Origin of the sequence: Paenibacillus campinasensis, from assembly GCF_002272015.1 — a bacterium.
In the GTDB taxonomy this organism is placed as follows: Bacteria; Bacillota; Bacilli; order Paenibacillales; family Paenibacillaceae; genus Paenibacillus_AQ; species Paenibacillus_AQ campinasensis.
This window is the reverse complement of record NZ_NPBY01000027.1, coordinates 55952-75523: the sequence shown is the minus strand read 5'-3', so window position 1 is coordinate 75523 and position 19572 is coordinate 55952. Positions and strand designations below refer to the sequence as shown.

Annotated in this window: 21 protein-coding genes and 1 other annotated feature; of the genes, 9 read left to right on the top strand and 12 right to left on the bottom strand. The window is 52.1% G+C overall.

Annotated features, from left to right (window positions below; all coding sequences use genetic code 11):
• Position 1: 1 nt before the first annotated feature.
• The 4 genes from CHH67_RS08050 to CHH67_RS08035 form a co-directional block, all read right to left on the bottom strand.
• Entirely contained in the window at positions 2–748 is a 747-nt protein-coding gene (locus CHH67_RS08050) for a Cof-type HAD-IIB family hydrolase (RefSeq protein ID WP_095264649.1), read from the bottom strand.
• Positions 749–1023: 275 nt separating this feature from the next.
• The gene (locus CHH67_RS08045; RefSeq protein ID WP_095264648.1) at positions 1024–3093 is read right to left on the bottom strand and encodes a peptidoglycan D,D-transpeptidase FtsI family protein; all 2070 of its coding nucleotides are present in this window, start codon (positions 3091–3093) and stop codon (positions 1024–1026) included.
• 144 nt (positions 3094–3237) lie between these two features.
• A complete protein-coding gene (locus tag CHH67_RS08040) occupies positions 3238–4389 on the bottom strand; it encodes a transglutaminase domain-containing protein (protein ID WP_095264647.1) in 1152 nt (383 codons plus the stop codon).
• A 111-nt stretch (positions 4390–4500) separates the two neighbouring features.
• A complete protein-coding gene (locus CHH67_RS08035) occupies positions 4501–4953 on the bottom strand; it encodes a hypothetical protein (RefSeq protein ID WP_095264646.1) in 453 nt (150 codons plus the stop codon).
• A gap of 175 nt (positions 4954–5128) precedes the next feature.
• On the opposite strand from CHH67_RS08035, the gene CHH67_RS08030 reads away from it, so the two are divergent.
• Positions 5129–6292, top strand: coding sequence for an MFS transporter (locus CHH67_RS08030; RefSeq protein ID WP_095264645.1), 1164 nt, complete (start codon positions 5129–5131; stop codon positions 6290–6292).
• A 490-nt stretch (positions 6293–6782) separates the two neighbouring features.
• Entirely contained in the window at positions 6783–7184 is a 402-nt protein-coding gene (locus tag CHH67_RS08025) for a toprim domain-containing protein (protein WP_230875688.1), read from the top strand.
• 124 nt (positions 7185–7308) lie between these two features.
• Here the strand turns inward: CHH67_RS08025 and CHH67_RS08020 are convergent, their stop codons facing one another.
• The 3 genes from CHH67_RS08020 to CHH67_RS08010 form a co-directional block, all read right to left on the bottom strand.
• The gene (locus CHH67_RS08020) at positions 7309–7929 is read right to left on the bottom strand and encodes an SCO family protein (RefSeq protein ID WP_095264644.1); all 621 of its coding nucleotides are present in this window, start codon (positions 7927–7929) and stop codon (positions 7309–7311) included.
• Positions 7930–7995: 66 nt separating this feature from the next.
• Positions 7996–8931 carry a heme o synthase gene (gene cyoE / locus CHH67_RS08015; RefSeq protein ID WP_095264643.1) on the bottom strand — a complete coding sequence of 312 codons (936 nt, stop codon included), beginning with the start codon at positions 8929–8931 and terminating at the stop codon, positions 7996–7998.
• A 274-nt stretch (positions 8932–9205) separates the two neighbouring features.
• A complete protein-coding gene (locus CHH67_RS08010) occupies positions 9206–9430 on the bottom strand; it encodes an alpha/beta-type small acid-soluble spore protein (protein WP_095264642.1) in 225 nt (74 codons plus the stop codon).
• 122 nt (positions 9431–9552) lie between these two features.
• Here CHH67_RS08010 and CHH67_RS26160 point away from each other — a divergent pair, with 122 nt between their 5' ends.
• The gene (locus CHH67_RS26160) at positions 9553–9720 is read left to right on the top strand and encodes a hypothetical protein (RefSeq protein ID WP_176475528.1); all 168 of its coding nucleotides are present in this window, start codon (positions 9553–9555) and stop codon (positions 9718–9720) included.
• Positions 9721–9744: 24 nt separating this feature from the next.
• Here the strand turns inward: CHH67_RS26160 and trpS are convergent, their stop codons facing one another.
• Positions 9745–10731 carry a tryptophan--tRNA ligase gene (gene trpS, locus CHH67_RS08005; protein ID WP_095264641.1) on the bottom strand — a complete coding sequence of 329 codons (987 nt, stop codon included), beginning with the start codon at positions 10729–10731 and terminating at the stop codon, positions 9745–9747.
• 54 nt (positions 10732–10785) lie between these two features.
• Positions 10786–11042 (bottom strand) — a binding site (T-box leader).
• A gap of 176 nt (positions 11043–11218) precedes the next feature.
• On the opposite strand from trpS, the gene CHH67_RS08000 reads away from it, so the two are divergent.
• Entirely contained in the window at positions 11219–12199 is a 981-nt protein-coding gene (locus tag CHH67_RS08000; protein WP_095264640.1) for an aldose 1-epimerase, read from the top strand.
• Positions 12200–12535: 336 nt separating this feature from the next.
• Positions 12536–12940: an O-methyltransferase gene (locus CHH67_RS07995; RefSeq protein ID WP_095264639.1), complete on the top strand. Its 405-nt coding sequence runs from the start codon at positions 12536–12538 to the stop codon at positions 12938–12940.
• Positions 12941–13046: 106 nt separating this feature from the next.
• Here CHH67_RS07995 and CHH67_RS07990 read toward each other — a convergent pair whose 3' ends face one another.
• Together CHH67_RS07990 and CHH67_RS07985 are read right to left on the bottom strand one after the other, a co-directional pair.
• Positions 13047–13286, bottom strand: coding sequence for an alpha/beta-type small acid-soluble spore protein (locus tag CHH67_RS07990; protein WP_095264638.1), 240 nt, complete (start codon positions 13284–13286; stop codon positions 13047–13049).
• 228 nt (positions 13287–13514) lie between these two features.
• Positions 13515–15308, bottom strand: a complete 1794-nt coding sequence (locus CHH67_RS07985; RefSeq protein WP_095264637.1) for a M3 family oligoendopeptidase — start codon at positions 15306–15308, stop codon at positions 13515–13517.
• A 117-nt stretch (positions 15309–15425) separates the two neighbouring features.
• Between CHH67_RS07985 and CHH67_RS07980 the strand changes: the two genes are divergently transcribed.
• Entirely contained in the window at positions 15426–15611 is a 186-nt protein-coding gene (locus CHH67_RS07980) for a YycC family protein (RefSeq protein ID WP_095264636.1), read from the top strand.
• Entirely contained in the window at positions 15611–15841 is a 231-nt protein-coding gene (locus CHH67_RS07975) for a hypothetical protein (protein WP_095264635.1), read from the top strand. The genes CHH67_RS07980 and CHH67_RS07975 overlap by 1 nt, the downstream gene beginning before the upstream one ends.
• An 88-nt stretch (positions 15842–15929) precedes the next feature.
• On the opposite strand, the gene CHH67_RS07970 is transcribed toward CHH67_RS07975, so the two are convergent.
• The gene (locus CHH67_RS07970; RefSeq protein ID WP_095264634.1) at positions 15930–16619 is read right to left on the bottom strand and encodes a DUF2225 domain-containing protein; all 690 of its coding nucleotides are present in this window, start codon (positions 16617–16619) and stop codon (positions 15930–15932) included.
• A 57-nt stretch (positions 16620–16676) separates the two neighbouring features.
• The gene (locus CHH67_RS07965) at positions 16677–17057 is read right to left on the bottom strand and encodes a globin domain-containing protein (protein WP_095264633.1); all 381 of its coding nucleotides are present in this window, start codon (positions 17055–17057) and stop codon (positions 16677–16679) included.
• Positions 17058–17452: 395 nt separating this feature from the next.
• Between CHH67_RS07965 and ylbJ the strand changes: the two genes are divergently transcribed.
• Positions 17453–18679, top strand: a complete 1227-nt coding sequence (ylbJ, locus tag CHH67_RS07960) for a sporulation integral membrane protein YlbJ (RefSeq protein ID WP_095264632.1) — start codon at positions 17453–17455, stop codon at positions 18677–18679.
• 64 nt (positions 18680–18743) lie between these two features.
• Positions 18744–19544, top strand: coding sequence for an NAD kinase (locus CHH67_RS07955; RefSeq protein WP_095264631.1), 801 nt, complete (start codon positions 18744–18746; stop codon positions 19542–19544).
• Positions 19545–19572: the final 28 nt, after the last annotated feature.

The window sequence follows — 19572 nt, the reverse complement described above, 5'->3', positions numbered from 1 at the left end:
CTCACCCTTCGATCAAAATATGATCCCGGATCACCTCGACAATGCCGTCCTCGTTGTTGCTGGACACGACCAGATCCGCCTCATCCTTCACGGTCTGTTGGGCATTGCCCATCGCCACACCGAGTCCGGCCTGCTGTATCACCGCCAGATCGTTCAAGCTGTCGCCAACGGCAACGACCTGGGACATCTCAATGCCCAGCAGCTCGCACACCTGCCTGATGCCCGTCGCTTTGTTGACGCCCATCGGGTTAATCTCCAGGTTATACGGCGAGGAATTGGTGATTTCCAGTCCGCCCATATCCTGCAAGGACATCAGAATCCGATGCCGGACCTCATCATCCTCGGTCGTATACCCAAACTTCAGCCATTCCTGGCCCTCCACATCATCAATCCAGTGAGTGTCATTGTAAAGCCGGTCAACGGTGTAGGCCCAGAACCATGCGCCCGTCTCCACTGCCAGCTCATGCATCTGCTTCACCAGCTTGCTGTCGAGCAGCGCACGGCGGTGAAGCTCATACGGCGCCCGCCATACTTCGCTCCCGTTCACCGTCACCATCGGCGTCATCAGCTCCAGCTGTTTCGCGTAAGGATATGCATCCTTGAACGGCCGGCCGGTGGACAGGCATACATAGATGCCGCGGCGGACCGCCTCCTTGATCCATTTCACCGTCTCGTCAGAGATTTCATGATTGTCCTGAAGCAGTGTTCCATCCATGTCCAAGGCCAGCAGCCGGTATTTATAATCCATGGTTCATCCCCCTTGGTTTCTCCAAACATGATCTGGTGCGTTCGATCCCACACCTTTTATAGCTCACGCATAAACATAACGACATTTTACCACAAATAAATAGGAAGCAAAAAAGATCGGCAGACATCCCCAGCAGGCAGTCTCAGTCATACCTTGTGCATATACGTTCCGGAGGTGTATTTCGTTTCACCATAACAAAAGACAGGCCACAGGGATAGGCTCCCCACGGCCTGTCTATTCAGCACAGAGGCGGCGGGAGCTCCCCCGATTATGGCTTACTGGTTCTCCCCGCCCTCACCCTGCTCTCCATCCTCCTGCTCCGTTTCTAGGTCTTGCTTCGGATGCGGTGTTCCGTCGAGCCCGTAGATTTCATCATAGGCGTCGAATATTTTGCGCGCGATCGGCGCAGCGCTCTGGGAGCCGAATCCGCCCTCCGGTATAACTACAGCTACCGCCAGCTTCGGATTCTCACGCGGTGCAAAAGCGATAAACACACCGTTATCCACCCGTTTGCGCGTTCCATTAATGTAAATATCCTGCTCGGACGTACCGGTTTTTCTGGCAAAATCGTACCTGAAATCATCAAATGCCCGCAGACCCTGCGTGTTCATGCCTTTAATGACCGCATCCCAGTGTTCCTTCGAAAATTCCATCTTGTTCAGAACTTCCCGTTCGAACTTCTTCACGACATTGCCGTTATGGTCAACAATCTCCGTCGCCAGCTGCGGCTTGATCCGCTCGCCTCGGTTTGCCAGAGTTGCGGCGTATTGAGCCAGCTGCAGCGTGGTATACTTGCCCCCTTGACCGAAGGATGAGAAGGCCAGCGACGCCAGCGAGCTACCCATCTGCTCTACATTGTTGTATTCCTTCCGGCCCAGGAACTCATTCGGAAGACCAGAGCCTGTCGAGACGCCAAGGCCAAAGGCTTCCATATAGTCATTCCATACATCAAGACCTTTGGAACCGTATTTGCCAAACAGCCGTTCTGCCACCATATCGATCATATAGGCATTAGAGGAGTTCTGAATGGCGGTTATTGCATTCAGCGAACCGAACGCCCGGCTTCCCGAGTTTCGGATTTGACGCGGGTCTTTCCCGATCTGGGCATATCCGATGTCCGGATAGTATTCATTCACGCCAAACAGATTCTCGTTCAATCCAATCAGCACGCTGAGCGGCTTGACGGTGGAACCGAGCAGCAGCACAGATTCCAGATTATTGCCTGATCTGCCGGAGCTGTATGGCGAAATCGTACCGTTGCGGTAATACTTCATGACCGACTCCCAATCGTCCGATCCGTTCTCCCACACGTTCGGATCATAGTCCGGCATGCTTGCCATCGCCACGATGTTTCCGGTATCGACCTCCATAGCGACTGCGTAACCGGTCAGCGCATCCCTGTGAAGCTTGCCGGAGACCGGATTGGTGTGCAGCCATTGCAGCTGCTCCAGGATCGCCTCCTGTGCTGCCAGCTGAATATCCTTGTGGATCGTAGAGTGGACATTGTAGCCTTTCTCCGGCGGCACCATCGTTGGCACGCCTTCCGCCATATTTTGCGGATTGATCGGAATGCTGATGTAGCCATTCTTACCGCGAAGCTCCTCCTGGAACATCATTTCGAGTCCATCTACACCGACCTTCTCCTGCTCGGTATAGATCAGCCCCGGATCCTCCTGGGTTCGGTTCTGCTCATCGATCTCCTTATATTTGTTCAGATCCTTAGTCCCTTTAAACTCCCGTAAATAACCGATGGTCTGTACCGCAATGCGGTCCGTATTGTAATGGCGCGAGCTTTCTTCCACTACCTCTACGCCAGCAAATATATTTTTGTGCTCCAGAAAATACGCCACTTCCTCAGGCGTCAGATTGCTCTTGATCCGTCGCGGCTCATACCCGGGCTGCTTGTTAAACTCCAGGTCCATCGCTTTGATGACATCATCAACGGTCATCTGCTCCCCATCCGGGTCCCCGTACTCATCAAATACCTTGACCATTTGCTCGGCCACTTCTTCGATCTCAGGCCGATTCTGCTGCCCTCTCTCCGAAGAACTGTAATCCTTCAGCAGCGTAATATACAGCGATTGAGAAGCTGTCGAATAAGCAAGCGGCGTACCGGAGGCATCCACGATGCTTCCCCGGATCGGCTGAAGCGGGAAGCTTCTTGACTGGCCGCCGGTTTCCTGTCCCTGAAGCTGAGGCCCCTCTACAAATTGGAGAATCGCCAATCGAACGATAATGATACAAAATAGAATGAATGTACTGAAGAAAAACACATTGATCCGCAAATTAAACTGATTGCTGGATTCCCCTTCGTTCTGTTTGTTGTCCGGCTTAAACCCTTTCACTTTAAGCTTCTCCCCTTTATCCCAATCACATAAATTCATATTAACACAAAATGATAAGCCGCTTCATCCGGAGAACCTAGGAAAGGCGGACTTTCACCCGAAAGCCCGCCTCTAAAGCTTAATGATTAACGAAGCCTCGGCCCTCTAGAAGACCTGCTCCTTGATATGCGTTTCGTTGAAGCGCGGCGGGTTGAACCAGTCACCGCTCTGTGCCCAGGTAGGATCAAGCGGAACCCATCGTCCTTCCTCGCTGAGGTATACTTCATTCCAGGCGTGCGGGCCATAGCCGCCCTGACCATTATACCCCCGCCCGGTCACAACTCGCACATCCAAATCCTGCGAGCGGGCCATCATGGCGTACAGGCGGGCATAATCGATGCAGACACCAAGCCGGGTATTGTAGGTATCCTCCGGTGTCTGTTCCTTCCAGATGCGATGCTCTTCGTACAAGCGCACCTTCTCATGATCATAAGCGATGCGGGTGCCGACCCAGTCATACAGCCTGCGCGCTTTCTCCTCATCGGTCTCAGCTCCCTCCACGATATGGGAAGCCGTTTGCTCAATGCCCTCCGGTATCTGGTGATCGATGACCTCATACTTCCGCTGAATGATTCCGTTCAGCTCTTCCTGAACCGATTGCGTGAAGACCGGCAATCTCTCGCGGACGATCGTCCCTGACAGAGGCTCAATCACCGCTTGCGCTCCCTGCTTGTAGACCGGGGAGGCCTCGACATAACGGCTGAAGCCGTTGTCGGGATTCAAGCTGACCCAAATGAACAAAATCGCAATCAGGATGATGCTGCGAGCGGCTCCGATGACGCCCCCGATGCCCGCTCCGGCCAATCGGCTGAGCAGCGATGCGGAAGAATCCCGTCCCGGGCCGAACAAGCTGATCCGGCTGCCAAGCGTCATCGCAGCCAGCAGACGGAGCATGAAGCCGACCAGCCCGTAACCGATGATGAACAGCAGTGCAAACCGAAGCAGCGGGAAGTCCGCGATCGATCTTACTGCCGTATAGTACATCTGCTCCCACAGCTTCAACTCCCGGTCTGGTAGCGAGCTGCCAAGCTTCGTAAGCCAGTCCCCGGCTTTCGGGGACAGCCACAACGTAAACGGCACAGAGATAGCGAGCGCAATCAAACGAAGAAGCGCATCCCCCACAAAATGAACGAGCTTTCCGGCTGATCGCGAAGCGCCGCGATTCCAGCCCTGAAATATCGAGAACAATATAACCAGGAGCAACAGAACCGTAATCCCGTTGCCCTCTTTCAAACTATTCAACCATTCTGTCATCATGGGCATAATCCTCCCCTCCCGGATGATGTCATTGTTGGTATACGAGGAAGAGTTCTGCACCTAGTCGATCGTTGCCATTCAAGCCGAGACGAACCATCTTCCGTATTTCTGTCAGCCTTGATTGGACCCGGTGTTATTTCTGGCGCTGTCAATATAGCTGCGAATGGTGTCATTCATTTCCCATTTGCCCACAGGAACCCCTCTGAAAGTCACTTCAACTTCATTGGAGCCGGACTCCCCCTTAAGCTGCAAATTCGGGGCCGTAATGGAGAAGCTGCCGTCGCCGTTGCTAACATACGTAGCTTCTTGCGCTTCTTTCATCATCATATTCAGTGCCTCCGTCTTCACGGTGTCGATGGTCTCATCGGTCACCGTAGACACGACATCCTTGATCTGATCAAGCGAAATGCCGCTGTAAATCAGCAAACCTGCAATGATCAGCACAGCGAGGGCCCATTTGACAACCGTCCTCACCACATTGAGAACAACAAACAATACGATCAGGGCGATGACAATGACGAGCCAGTTTTGCTTCAGAAACTCTATCCACACTTCCGTATTCATAATCCTTCACTCCCGTAGACTCTTCAGACAGCTCACACGGGCCGCCCTTGTTAATTATACATGATTCCCAGTTGCTCTGTCAGCCAACCCTCCCGGACATTGAAAAGGTATAAGCTTGCCCATTCCAACGTACAAGTAGTAACATAACATCTTTTGCCGGGTTGGAGGTGCCGTCTTGAAAACTGCATTATGGCTCTATATGTTTTTGTTCCTGGCCTTTTTTGATCTTCACGCACAGTATCCCGTATTGACGCCGTTCGCCATATCCCTTGGCGCAGCGCCGGCCTTTATCGGATGGATGATGGGCATCTATGCACTCACCCATCTGCCGGGCAATCTGATTGCCGGCGGCCTCATTGACCGCCATGGCAGCAGACGCTACATCATCTTCAGCCTGACAGCGGCCGGCATTGTGCTTCTGCTGCAGGCACATGTCCAGTGGCCCTGGCAGCTCCTCGTCCTGCGTTCCATCAGCGGCTTTGTGCTCGCCTTCCTGTCGCCGGCCTGTCTTGCGCTCCTGGCCTCCCTGTCCCGGGATCCGGTAACGCAGGGCAAGTACATGTCCGGCCACGGCGTCATCCATACGCTGGCCTCTGTGCTCTCCCCTGCTGCAGGCGCCTTTATCGTAGCCAACACCGGCTTCTCCGGCACCTTTCAAAGCCTCGGCTGGCTGCTGATCCTCACCGGACTTATGGCTTATCTAAGCCTGCCGAAGAGAGCCCCCGTTCCAGCCAACTCGGCCAGCCCCGAAACCGGGGACAAGAAGGAGACTGATGCGCGTCTTCCCTTCAGTCTTCGTCTATATTTGCTCCCTTTTGCCATCGCTTGCTCTCAGGGCATCCTCTTTTTTGAAATTCCGCTGCGAGAGAGCGGGAAAGCGAGCATTCTGTCCACCGGCCTTCTGTTCTCGGTTGTCAGCCTCGGAGCGCTGATCACGCTGTGCATGCTGTTTCTGAACCGGTATGAGCCTTATCCCCGTGTCGCTTTCGGCATGCTTGGGTTCGCGCTGTGCTTCTATGCCTTGGCCGGTATCGGGCAGATCCCGCTTACAGCTATCCTGTTCATTCTCGGCCTTTGCAAAGGCATCTTGTTTCCGGCACTATCCTCACTCTTTATTGAGCTTAGCGGCGGGACGAGGCTCGGCCGTGTCTTCTCGTATCAATCGATTGCGATGTCACTTGGATCGTTTGCCGGTCCGATTGCAGCCGGTCAGCTGCGCGCATTCATCTCTCCTTATTTCATCGCCTTCGTCCTGCTTATGGTTGTGCTGATGCTGCTGCCGAACCAGCGGCGCCCGGTAGAGCGCATTCGCCCGGCTGATCAGCCGATTTCGACCTAGGCAGCGGACCATATTTCGGAGCTTCGCCCGCAGACAGACCATAACTTCAAGCGCAGCATCCTGAACATGTGCCCAAAACGCCTGATTTGGGCCGATGCACAATCGTTGCGGGACATTTGACATAAGATACAGTGTGGCAAATGACCACGGACATCAGACCTAAGGGGTGAACATGGATGAGTCATGTGCATAAGCATCATCACCATAAATCTCCGGTAGGCGGAGGATATTCTGTAGGCGCGATTCTGGTGCTGTATATATTGCTCGTTATCATTCTTAGCGGCTACTATTATTAATCCCCAGTTCGTATCCTTCCCTCATGGCTCCCGCAGGTCCTATAGACCGATGGGGGCTTTTTCACATGCTCAAGCCTGTGTAGCAGCTCGGCTGTCCCTCTTGTACTATCGCTTCGGTTTTTTGCATGAATCAGGGAATCCAAGTTACACTAGTGACATACCCAAAACGTCTGTAACCTGACCGAGGTGAGTTGATGTCGATTTATATGATCGTGGAAGGAAAAAATGACCGCAGCCGCCTTCGCAGGCTGCTAACGTCCGACATTACCATTCTATGTACGTTCGGCACCCTGAACACCGCCAAGCTGGAATCGCTTCGCAAACAGGTCAGGGATCATGAAGTCTACCTGTTTATGGACAACGACAGCTCCGGCAAGAAAATCCGGGCCATTCTGCGCGATGCGTTTCCAGACGCTGTTCAATTGTACACCCGGCGCGGCTATGCGGGCGTTGAAGGAACGCCCGATGAATATTTGATCGCTCAACTGGAAAAAGCCGGACTTGAAGAGTTCATTATATATCCTCCCCCGGAGCACGAACCGGGCCTTTCCGGTTACAGCGGTACAATTGAGCACCGCCTTCCAAGAAGGCCCTGACCGATAGGCTGCCCCATCCAGCAACCACCAACCACCAGCTGCGCATTCTCCGCCACGCCTCCGCCAATAGACACAACAAAGCGCCCGCCACACAAGTGGACAGGCGCTTTGCTGTCATGCGCATCTATTCGTTGATCAAGTTGTATATATCTTTCACCACTTCATCGATCTCCACATCCTGCGGAATAGCCGCATTATACATCTTGCGGATGTTGTTGTCCCTGTCCACGAGCGCGATGTAATTGCCGTGGGTATAGTTGGTGGCATCGTTTCCGAGCAGAGGGATTTTGAACGAATCCCGCATCAGTGTCCGCGTCTCCTCTTGATCCCCCCGAAGGAAGTACCAGCCGTCGTAATCCGCATAGAACCGGTCGCCAAACTCCTTGATCTTCTCCCGGGTATCCGTTTCCGGATCAAACGAGATGGATACGAAGGATACCTTCTCGCCGAAAACACCTTCCTCCTTCTTCAGCTCGTCCTGAATTTGGGACAGCAGGAAGGTCGTCACCGGACACACATCCGGGCAGCTCGTAAAGTAGAAATACATCAGCCGGACTTGACCGGCCGTATCATCCCGCGAGACCGTAGCACCGTCTACATTCTCCATGGTGAAGTCCCCGACTTCGCGAATGACCGGCAGCTTCTCCTTGCCGAAATCAAGCGCATTATATACCAGATAGACTGCCGCGATCATACAGACAACCAGCAGCAGCCAGCTCCATTTATGTTGTTTCAATCCGTTCATCTTATAAGTCTCCCTTCATCTCATCAGCCTTGCATGACTCGCCGCTAGCCAGCTTCGAGCACCGTCTTAGAAAGACGTGTTCAGGATGAGAACGATCAGGCTCAAGGTCAAATAGTTGATCGAGAATAGGAACACTTTTTTGGACCAAGCTTCGTCATCCTTGGCTCGAAAGCCTTGCAGCGCCGTATAGAGCCATCCGATCGCCAGCAGAAGGCCGATGACCAGGAAAAACACGCCTGCATATCCGTAGGTGTACATCAATATTGGCAGCGGTACCAACAACACCAGATACGGAATCATTTGAAACTTCGTGCGCCGAATGCCCTTCACTACCGGCAGCAACGGAAAACCGGCCGCCCGATATTCTTCCACACGCCGGATGCCAAGCGCCCAGAAATGCGGCGGCTGCCACAGAAACAGCATCGCAAACAGCAGAATAGCCCCCATATCGACGCGATGGGTAACAGCTACATAACCGATGACGGGCGGCATCGCTCCCGAGATCGCCCCGACCGACGTGCTCCAGGTCGATGAGCGCTTAAGCCACAACGTGTAAATGACCACGTACACAAACATCCCGACAACGCCGAAGATGCCTGCGAGCAGCCCTGAGAACAGGAACAATATCGAGAGGCCGGCGATGCCCAGTATGATCGCATACCACAGCACGACCTTCGGGCTCAAACGTCCCGTTGGCAGCGAGCGATCCCGGGTCCGCTCCATCTTCATGTCAAGCTCCCGGTCGAAGTAGTTATTGAACACGCAGGAGGATGCCATGACAAGTACGGTTCCCAGCAGTGTGGAGACCAACAGTCCGAACTGGATGTCCCACTTGGAAGCAAGCCAAAATCCGGCAAAAGCTGCTATTAAATTAGACCGGAGAATTCCGGGTTTCGTCACAGTGATAAAATCTTTCCATGTTCCCGCTGGCTGATCTGCGGGTGCAGCGGACGCGAGGGCCGCCGATTCTGAAGGAGACTGGTATCTCAAGCGATTGTCCACGTGTACAATATTCCTCCTTGTTCTTTCGTTGATGGAGGAAGTGCCGCCTCCGCTATAAAGTTTATCATATCATTCCAAAAAAGTGTTGAGCAATCCCGCGCAATTGTTCGGATCTGTATGACAATTCGGTGAATTTTGCCAGGCCTCAATCTTGACGCCAGACCTTTCTTTAAGGCACAATTTCAGTTAGACGTTCTGACCTCGATCCACAGCATAAAAAGCCCGGTGCATAGAAGCACCAGGCCAGTGATCGCTTATTGGTTAAGAAACAAATTTACAGTGTACGGCCAGACCCGGAGAGGGACTGCTCGGCCAGTTGAACCAGACGTTTAGTAATATATCCACCCAGGGAGCCGGTTTCCCGAGAAGTATAGTTACCGTAGTAACCATCCTGCGGAATCGTCACTCCAAGCTCACGGGCAGCCTCCATTTTCAGTTGCTGAAGAGCGGCTGTTGCTTGCGGCACTACCAGATTGTTGCTAGAACGTCCTCTTGCCATATTATTGTCTCCCTTCACTGAATGTCTGATGTTCCAGTGCAAGCTTGCAAACTTATTATGGCTCTTTATCGCAACGTTATTCGTATTTTTTTAGTTTACACTTCCCGGGAGGTAATCTTGATATGAGCAAAGGCTTATCCTTATGGTTTGCAATCTCGTCCATTGCCCTGCTTAGCGCTTCAGCCATGACGATCAGTTATAACGGATGGCTTGCTGCCATGCTTGGCGTGCTGTCCATTCTGAACATCGGCTGGGGATTCGTCATTAAATCCAAACGCAGGCGCTCCTGACCCAGCAACAGGCCGCAAGCGGATTTATTTCGGAGCCAGAAATCCCATCTTCTCCTTCACATCGCGAAGCGTTGCAGCGGCGGTTTGACGAGCCTGCTCTCGGCCCCGGGCCAGAATATCATGAATTTCCCCGGTTTGGCGGATTTCGAAATATCTAGTTTGGAGCGGCTCCAGCGCAGCCACAACGACTTCGCCAAGCTCCTTTTTGAAAGCTCCGTACATCTTTCCTTCGAAACGATCCTGAACCTCTCGGAGCGAGACTCCCGCGCATTCGGAATAGATGCTCATCAGATTGCTGATCTCAGGCTTCGCTTTCGGATCATAAACCACTTCTGTGCCGGAATCCGTTGTCGCCCGGCTTATTTTTTTGCGAATCTGATCGGGAGAGTCGAGCAGCTTAATATAACTGCCTTCAACCGGACTGCTTTTGCTCATTTTTTTCGATGCATCGTCCAGCGACATGATTCGTGCGCCCACTTCCGGAATGTATGGCTCCGGGATGGTGAAATATTCACCGAAGCGGTGATTAAAGCGCGCCGCCAGGTCGCGGGTCAGCTCCAGATGCTGCTTCTGATCATCGCCTACCGGCACAAGATCGGCGTTGTACAGCAGAATATCTGCCGCCATCAGCGCCGGATAAGTAAACAGGCCGGCACCCACGGACTCTTTGCCCGCCGACTTGTCCTTGAACTGCGTCATCCGCTCCAGCTCTCCCATGTGAACAAGCGTGGTCATGAGCCATCCTAGCTCCGCATGCTCCGGTACATGGGACTGAAGGAAGACATTGGAGCTGGACGGGTCGATGCCCGCCGCCACGAACAGGGAAGCGACCGCCTCCGATTGCTCCCTGAGCGCGGCCGGCTCCTGAGGAACCGTGATCGCATGCAGGTCCACCACCATGAAATAGCACTGTGATTCATGCTGCAGCTTGACGAAATTTTTCATCGCGCCGATATAGTTGCCGAGTGTCAGGCTTCCGCTTGGTTGAATGCCGGAAAGTACCTTTTTCATATCGTTTAACCTCCCTATTGAATATCCATGAAATACAAAAAGGCCCTCATCCGCTAAAGGGACGAGAGACCGTGGTGCCACCCTAATTCGCTGCAACAGGACCATGATGTCGCACATCATTGCCGCAGCCTTGGATTCTTATAACGGAGAATAACCGGCCCGCATAGTAAGGAGGGAGCATGAGGCTTCTTCCTGTTCTGCCCAAGGCACTCCAAGGTCCATTCAGCAAAGCGGCTTCACCGATTCGCATCACCCATCGGCTTTCTGAAGAATGACCGCGCCTGCCTACTTGTCCTTGTCATCGTGTTTAAAGTCATTGAGAACTTGTTACAAGCAAATGATAAATCCCCGAACTTCCCTTGTCAATTCCATTTTGACCGAACTTGTCCTTATGTTTCGAAGCTTTTCTTTTACGTACACTGCAAAAATCTGTTATGATGTGGTTAATCGTCAAGACATTGATTTCTGTTAGTAAAGGAGCATCGATATGAATCAAGTGACCAAAGGTCAATGGAATGGTTACGACACTTATACTCTTAACAGCGGCCGTCTTGAAGTGACACTCCTTCCCCGTTTAGGCAACAATGTTATTGAAATCAAGGACAAAGACAACCATCGCCAAGTTCTTCGGAAGCCGGATGAAACCGAGCTGGCCTTCTATTTGCAGAAGCCGTATCATTTCGGGATTCCGATGCTCATTCCGCCCGGCCGGATTGATAAAGGACGGTTTGAATACGGCGGTGTTGAATACCAATTCGAACAGAACACTGCCAATGATAATCATATTCACGGTTTGCATCGCACCCAAGCGTGGTGCGTCAGCGATATTGAAGAAGACGATGAAGGATGTGCCGTCACTACGGAATTTGTCACCTCGGACGATCCGAAATGGATCGCGCAGTTTCCAGAACCTTTGAAGCTTGAAATGAATTTTCGACTCCAGAACAACCAGTTCATCCAGACCCTTCGTGTGCATCATATGGGAAAGCAGCCGATCCCGTTCGGCCTTGGGTACCATACGTGGTTTTTGCTGGACGGACAGCCGCAGAACTGGACGCTTCAGCTGCCGGTCGAGGCGATCTACACGCTGAACAGCGAGCTGCTTCCTACAGGCGACACCGCTTCCCTGGGGCATCTCCAGCCGCTGAACAGCGGCATGAATCTGAAGGAGGCCGATCTGGATACGATTCTGAAAATTCCGGAAGGACAGCCTGCCGAAGCGGTGCTCACCCGGAATGACGGTTATCAAATCCGTTATTCTGCCGACCGTGCCTATTTCAAGCACTGGGTACTGTATACCAAGGGCATCGCGGATCAGTTCCTGTGCATAGAGCCATATACATGGCTTCCGAATGCTCCGAATCTGGATTTGCCAGATTCCGAAACCGGTTTGATCCGGCTTGAACCTGAAAGCATGGTGGAGCTGCGGACCAAGCTGACCATCTCGAGCCCTGAATCAGAGGCCTGAGCTGCAAGGCTCCTGCCAGAAGGTCGCAATCGACACTGTCAGCTGCTCCTCCTTACAGTCATTTCCCCCGACTGGCGGGACTATACGAAAGCGCGAGTAAACGGATGTATTTCCGTCTGTACTCGCGCTTTTTCATATGGATAAACCACGGAATAGCTTGTCGTAAAAACCCGAAAGATGACATATAAAAACTTGCATGAACTAATCATTCATGCAATATTAGGGATTATTACCCAATTGTGTTGAATATTGTTGATCAGACAATATGTTTGTCATATAATGAGTCACAAGCCCTAGTAAATATAGGGAATAAGTATTGTTGAGGAGGTGTTTGGAATGATTCAATTGGACCAGCTTTCGCTAGCCCGACAATTGGACATTGTCTTTAAAGAATTAGAGGAGGAGTTGGCAGGACTTAACTCCGGCACGGTATTTGTTCAAATACGAAATAATGTCATTGGCAAATTCGGAATTCGACATAATCCGGTACAAGGGCGCAACGGTTTCCTTGATTCTCAGGAGCCGGGACTTAATGAAGCTCAGCAATTATCATTTCGAGCCATGGCACTGGAAAGTCTCAAGCACAAGCGACGCTGGACACACGGTGAAATCAGTTACGAATTTATGGTAAGACAAGGCACGATTGTCGTTGATGCTATACTTGAATCCAACTATAATATGGCGAATCTAATGATACGTTATCCCCGACATACATATGCCGAGACGGTGTCAGAATCCTAATATTCCACGAACTTATTATGTATACCTTATTTATAACATAGTGAAAGAGGCGATCTTTGGGGAGAAGATCGCCTCTTTCTATTCCGGCTGGAGGGAAGAGATGCGATTACAGGTTCGAACGACCCGATAATTGCTGCTCAGCCAATTGAACCAGACGTTTCGTAATGTAACCACCCAAAGAACCGGTTTCACGGGAAGTGTAGTTCCCCATGTAACCATCTTGAGGAAGAGTCACACCCAGTTCTTGAGCTGCTTCAGCTTTCAGTTGTTGAAGAGCTGCGCTAGCTTGAGGAACGACAAGATTGTTAGAACGGTTGCGTCCTTGACCTTGACCTGCGAATCCCATGTATGTCACCTCCTTTGATGTTGTATGAGGTTATTATGGTTGAAAGAAGCCTTTCTCATTCGCGCAATCGAAAGTGTAGTATTGGTAATATTAGCCGTTTGCTAAAATCCCGCCGTTATTACGGTTTCCTGACACACAAATAGGGCTGTTCCCCAAGGTATAAACCTATAGAGAACAGCCCGCCTCATGGCTCAATAAACGAAGATACAGGCATCCCGAAGCAAGGGATTAAACCAGATGATCCGTCATTTTCAAAAATTGCTTCACATCCGAGATGCACAGATCAGCCGCACTTTGCCAGAAATCGCGCTGGGTCAAATCGACATCCAGATGCTTCTTGGCCAGGTTCTCGACCGTCATCACACCTGTATCGCGCAGCAGCGCATCGTACTTGTCCGCAAACGAGCTGCCTTCCTCCATGGCGCGTACATACAGTCCCGTGCTGAACATATATCCGAACGTATAAGGGAAGTTGTAGAACGGAACCCGGGTGATGTAGAAATGCAGCTTGGAAGCCCAGAAATGCGGATGATAGGAAGAAAGCGCTCCGAGATAAGCTTCTTTCTGTGCCTCTACCATCAAGTCAGAAATTTCCGACGCGCTGAGCAGACTTGTTTTCCGCTGTTCATAGAACCGGGTTTCAAACAGGAACCGTGCATGAATGTTCATGAAGAAAGCAACGTTTCTCTGCACTTTCTCCTCCAGCAGCGCCAGCTTCTCCTGCTCATCGGCAGCCCCCTTCACGAGCGCATCAAACACAATCATCTCCGCGAAGGTCGAGGCCGTCTCGGCAACGTTCATCGCATACCGTTGATTTAATACCGGCACGCCGTCCATCACATGCTGATGATATGCATGCCCGAGCTCATGGGCGAGTGTCGACACGTTTGAAGCCGTTCCGCCAAAGGTCATGAACACGCGAGTCTGTTTGCTGTTCGGGAAGGAAGTACAGAAGGCGCCCGGACGTTTGCCAGAACGATCTTCAGCCTCCACCCAGCCTTTATCAAATGCCATCTGGGCGAACTCGGCCATCTTCGGATTGAATTTTCCGAACTGCTCAACCACGCTTGCTGCCGCTTCTTCATACGGAATTTTGGCTGCCGATGTCCGGATCGGAGCGTCTACATCCGTCCAGTCCAGCGCTTCCAGACCCAGCAGTTTGGCTTTGCGGTTCAAATACTCAACCAGCACCGGCTTCGTATCCTGAATAACCCCCCACATCGTATCCAGCGTTTCCTTGGTCATTCTTCCGATAGCGAGCGGCTCCTTCAGCACATCGTCCCAGCCGCGCTTCTCATACAGCTTGAGGCGGAAGCCCGACAGATGATTCAGCGTATCGGCACAGTAATCAGCGGAAGCGGACCATGCATTCTCCCACTTCTCAAACAGTTCCTGACGAACCTCACGCCGAGGATCATGCAGCTTGTTGAACGCTTGTCCGGCCGACAGCATCTCGGTCTTTCCATTTTCCTCATAAGGAATTTTGATTTTGCTGACGATCGTATCGTACATGTCGGACCATCCATGATAGCCATCAACCCCCAGTGCCAGGGCAAGACTCTCCAGCTCGGGGCTCATTTTCTCCTTCGCCTGATCGCGGCTTTCATTCAGAACGAAATTATACTCCGCAACCTTCTCGCTCTTGATCCAGTCTGCCCACAGCTCATCATTCATGCCGCGAAGCAGATTGTCGAACTGTGTCTTTACGCTCTGCAGGACGGCAGACAGTGACATCACGCGTCCTGAAATTTGCGAAGCTTTTTTATCATTTACGTTTTGGGCCGTCAAACAGCTTACAAACGCAGACGCCTCACGGATACGTGCAAAACAGCTGCCGTACAGCTCAATTATGTTCTGAGTGGCGGATACTTCGTCCAGGCTTGCAGGAACCTTCGCCCCCTTAACCTCTTGATCAAGCTGCTGAATATCCTGCTGAAGAGCCTCCAGAAAAGAGGACAGCTCAGCCGAGTCCGCGCCTCCAGGGAATACCGAATCCAAATTCCAGGTCTGTTGAAGTGACATACTTGGGGTCAACACCTTTCATAATAATGTGATAGGATAGCAGTAAGCATTTGTGTGGCTTTTGGGAAAAGTGTATAACTATATATAACAACAAATTACTGCTGGAGGTACACATCCATGAGACCTTTGCAAATATCTGCGGAGACAGCGATTGCGTTGTCCAAGCAGCTTGGCGTGCCGATTGAGCAGCTGATGCATATGCCGCAGCACATTCTGATGCAAAAGATCGCCGAACTTGCCAAATCGGACAATGCCCCTGCTTCGGGCAAGGATGAGCAACCGCCGTCCCAACAGGAGAACTGATGATTCCTTTTTCAAACACCTGGCCGTATGACATTGTTCAGAATGATGTATATGTACAAGACTGCCCGTTTTGCGGAAGCCGTAATGTACTGCTGCCCATGAAGCCGAAAGAGCTGGTCAGCGTCCGCGAAGGGAAAAAGAAGCTGCTCGTTTTCCCCTGCTGTCATAACCGGGTCACTGTTCTGGACAGCGATCCGGATTATATCCTCACGGATCAGAAGCTCCGTTAAATCGACTATGGCGGTTACACGGAGCGTAGCAAGAGGCGTGTCCCTTCCCGGGAACGCCTCTTTCGCTTTGCGGGCGATCCGGCCGCCATCACGAGAGACCGGCTTCCTTGCCCTGCTCTTCCATCTGCTGACGAATAAGCTGCCATTGTTCTCTCGAAGCCCGAATCATGGCTGCATCCATGATCTTCTCATCCCTGACCACTCTGGAGAACCATTGCACCGCTTCGTTGAAACGTCCCAGCCGCCGGTTAATCTCCCCGATCAGGTAAAGCAGACGCGCATCGTTCGCACCGACGCCTTCATACTCAAACACACGGATATAGGAATCCAGCGAGTAGGCGAGAAAACGCTGCTCCTGTGCGGTGTTGTTCTGGTATCTATACAGCCAGGCAATGTGATGCAGCAAGCTCGCAATCAGGCGATCCCGCTCCCCGATCACCTGCGCGCACAACAGCGCCAGCTTGTACACCTCAATGGCATCTTCCAGACTTCGTTTGCCGCTGAAGTCACGCCCTACCCAGCGGCTTCCGATCTGTGATCTGAAGTCCTCCCGCTGCTTGTCTGTCAGCTTATTGACAGAATGCTCCGTTGAGGCAAACCCGCATTTCGGACATACTCTAACCACGTAGAAATCCGGATTCTCCGCTTTGTAATAAGCACAGAAATCCGTATCCGTCCGAATCGGCTTCTTGAAGCTGGGCCGGACGCGGGATGTAGCGTACTCGGTACCGCATTGGACACACGTTACGTTAATCGAATACAAGGGCTCTAGTTTCACAGGATCTCCATCTCCTCTTGACGTCCACAAAACGTATTCAGGCACATCCAGCACCCGTTACTCTGGTGTGTTCACAAAATGATTAGCCGGTCCAGACAGTCTCTGAATGACAAATTCGCGGAGCGTTTCATCGACACCGATATCCTGAAGTGCCGCCGACATACATTTCAACCATTCCTGCGCATGACTTGGCGTGATGGGAAACTTCAAATGCCTCGCCCGCATCATCGGATGCCCGTAAGCTTCCGAGAACAGGGCCGGCCCTCCAAAAAATTGGCTTAAAAACATATACTGCTTCTCCATCACCGGATCGATATCCTCCGGAAACAGCGGAGCAAGCAGCGCATTCTTCTGAACTCTGGGATAAAAAGCCTCAACCAATGAGCGAATGCCATCAGCTCCGCCCAGATTGTCGTAAATGCTTAAGTTCGGATTCATGGTCGTATGCTCTCCCATCTAATTTGGATGTGCAATCTTATTATAGCAAAAAACAACAAAAAAAGGCGCTAAACGACAGTTTAGCCCCTTGAACTCCTTTAATAACTGCGCCAATCCTCTTCACCCTGGACGAGAGAAGCACGTATGACATAAACGAAGGCGCATACCAATATACCCGCGACTATGCTCATCATCATCACTCCATCCACACTTAATCCCGTTAACCGTTACGATTAGTGGTTTTATTATAACACAAGATTCTTAAAAAGGAAGCTTTTTTGCAAGCGCTTACCCCAAGTTTTTATACTGTTTGTCCGCTCTCAGGCATACATTTTTATCAATATGGACGTGTTGCCTACACTGACCTTCAACGAATCCGGGAGTTGATCATAATCATGACCCAGAAAATCGCGAGTTTGCTCCTCATAACCGGGGCGCTGTTAAGCGTAGTTGCCCTAATGACTGTTTTCCCGGAGGCCGCGCTTGAATCGTCGCTGCGAGGACTGGCGATCTGGTGGGACGTGCTGTTCCCTTCGCTCTTCCCCTTCTTTGTCATATCCGAAGTGCTGCTCGGCTTCGGTGTCGTTCATCTGATCGGGACGCTGCTCGATCCACTGATGAAGCCGCTGTTCCGCATCCCCGGAAGCGGCGGATTTGTGGCCGCCATGGGCTACGTATCCGGCTATCCGGTCGGTGCGAAGCTGACCGCCAAACTGTGGGAACAGAACATGCTGAGCCGGGATGAAGGAGAGCGTCTTGTGGCCTTCACCACTTCTTCAGACCCGATCTTCCTGATCGGGGCGGTCTGTGTCGGCTTTTTTCACAAGCCGGAATTGGCCGTCATTCTGGCGCTTGCCCATTATGGCAGCGGGCTCCTTGTCGGCCTCTTGATGCGATTCCATGGGCGTAAGGAAATAGAGGCCACCACATCCCGCTCGGAGAATAAACGGAAGACAAGCCGCATGAAGGCTGCCCTTCAGGCAATGCACGCCGCAAGAGCACGTGACGGGCGGGATCTGGGCACCTTGCTGGCCCAGGCGATTCAGTCCTCCCTCCAGCTTATTATTGTCGTCGGGGGGCTGGTTGTATTCTTTTCTGTTTTCCTGGAAATGTGGACGCAGGCAGGCGCCATTCCGCTGCTCACCCGCGGGGTGAATGAACTGCTGGCTGTGATGGGCATGCCGGAGGAGTTATCGACGGCGCTGATGGGCGGATTGTTTGAGGTCACGCTTGGCGCTCGCTATGCCGGCGAGGCCTCAGCGGCAATCCCGCTTATGTATAAGGCAGCTGCCGCTGCGTTTATCTTGTCCTGGGGAGGCCTCAGTGTCCATGCCCAGATCGTCAGCATTCTGAACACTACCAAGCTCAGATACTGGCCGTTTGCCATGGCGCGATTCATCCACGGGGTACTCGCTGCCGGCCTTGTGCTATTGCTGTGGAACACGCTGATGGGATCAGAGCCTTCCGGCACGGTTACGCCATCCTTCGCCTACTCGGCTTCCGGCGGGTATGCTACCCTGATGTCCGCATTCTGCCTGCTGTTTGGAATGCTGCTCGGCATTGCTTTACTGATGCATTGGGTCAGCCTGTGGCGGCAGAAATTTCGCAATTTTCCCCGGTGAGCGTTGTGTTCTCCTTCAGGTTTGAGTTATCATCGTTATATACCCTTATAAAGGAGCTATCAACTTGAGATATTATGTTCTGGATCGCGGAGACCCATTGTCTGTCGAGCTGACGCAGCAGTTTCACAAGCTTGCGGAACAGCGGGGATTTGAGCTGGATGCAGAATCGCCTGAAATTGTCGTCTCCATCGGCGGAGACGGAACTATGCTGCATGCTTTTCATACGTTTATAGATCGGATTCCCGACTTGGCGTTTGTCGGTGTTCACACCGGGCATCTTGGATTTTACGCAGACTGGAAAGCGGACGAGCTGCACGAGCTCATCGACCACATGAGCGGCGCCCGTGGTTCCGACTCGCATCCCCGGATTGTTAAATATCCATTGGTTCAGCTGGAAATTCACAAGAAGTCCGGAACGTCCTCTTATATCGCCTTAAATGAATTTACGCTCAAGGGCATTGACGGCACAGTCGTCGCCCAGATCGACATCAATGACGTGACCTTTGAAATGTTCCGGGGCGACGGCATATGTGTATCCACACCTTCTGGCAGTACTGCCTATAACAAAAGTGTGGGGGGAGCGATGGTTCATCCTTCGATTGAAGCGCTCCAAATCGCTGAGATCGCATCGATCAACAACCGGATTTTCCGTACGCTAGGCTCCCCGCTGCTGCTGCCGAAGCATCATCATTGCGACATTTTCTCACGCAAGGAGCAGCGTCTGCTGCTGACCGTGGACCATATCAACATTACGATTGACGATCTTATCTCTGTTCGCTGTCAAGTTGCCGAACAAGAGGTCAGCTTTGCCAGATACCGCCCGTTTCCGTTCTGGAATCGGGTGCGGGATGCGTTCCTCGGCTAATCGAATAGGTATACACCATAAGGCCCCC

Excerpts from the sequence above, each read along its gene's own strand:
- CHH67_RS08050 (WP_095264649.1), bottom strand. The coding sequence starts at position 748 with ATGGATTATAAATACCGGCTGCTGGCCTTGGACATGGATGGAACACTG.
- CHH67_RS08040 (WP_095264647.1), bottom strand. The coding sequence starts at position 4,389 with ATGATGACAGAATGGTTGAATAGTTTGAAAGAGGGCAACGGGATTACG.
- CHH67_RS08035 (WP_095264646.1), bottom strand. The coding sequence starts at position 4,953 with ATGAATACGGAAGTGTGGATAGAGTTTCTGAAGCAAAACTGGCTCGTC.
- CHH67_RS08025 (WP_230875688.1), top strand. The coding sequence starts at position 6,783 with ATGTCGATTTATATGATCGTGGAAGGAAAAAATGACCGCAGCCGCCTT.
- CHH67_RS08020 (WP_095264644.1), bottom strand. The coding sequence starts at position 7,929 with ATGAACGGATTGAAACAACATAAATGGAGCTGGCTGCTGCTGGTTGTC.
- CHH67_RS08010 (WP_095264642.1), bottom strand. The coding sequence starts at position 9,430 with ATGGCAAGAGGACGTTCTAGCAACAATCTGGTAGTGCCGCAAGCAACA.
- CHH67_RS26160 (WP_176475528.1), top strand. The coding sequence starts at position 9,553 with ATGAGCAAAGGCTTATCCTTATGGTTTGCAATCTCGTCCATTGCCCTG.
- trpS (WP_095264641.1), bottom strand. The coding sequence starts at position 10,731 with ATGAAAAAGGTACTTTCCGGCATTCAACCAAGCGGAAGCCTGACACTC.
- CHH67_RS08000 (WP_095264640.1), top strand. The coding sequence starts at position 11,219 with ATGAATCAAGTGACCAAAGGTCAATGGAATGGTTACGACACTTATACT.
- CHH67_RS07995 (WP_095264639.1), top strand. The coding sequence starts at position 12,536 with ATGATTCAATTGGACCAGCTTTCGCTAGCCCGACAATTGGACATTGTC.
- CHH67_RS07990 (WP_095264638.1), bottom strand. The coding sequence starts at position 13,286 with ATGGGATTCGCAGGTCAAGGTCAAGGACGCAACCGTTCTAACAATCTT.
- CHH67_RS07985 (WP_095264637.1), bottom strand. The coding sequence starts at position 15,308 with ATGTCACTTCAACAGACCTGGAATTTGGATTCGGTATTCCCTGGAGGC.
- CHH67_RS07980 (WP_095264636.1), top strand. The coding sequence starts at position 15,426 with ATGAGACCTTTGCAAATATCTGCGGAGACAGCGATTGCGTTGTCCAAG.
- CHH67_RS07975 (WP_095264635.1), top strand. The coding sequence starts at position 15,611 with ATGATTCCTTTTTCAAACACCTGGCCGTATGACATTGTTCAGAATGAT.
- CHH67_RS07965 (WP_095264633.1), bottom strand. The coding sequence starts at position 17,057 with ATGAATCCGAACTTAAGCATTTACGACAATCTGGGCGGAGCTGATGGC.
- ylbJ (WP_095264632.1), top strand. The coding sequence starts at position 17,453 with ATGACCCAGAAAATCGCGAGTTTGCTCCTCATAACCGGGGCGCTGTTA.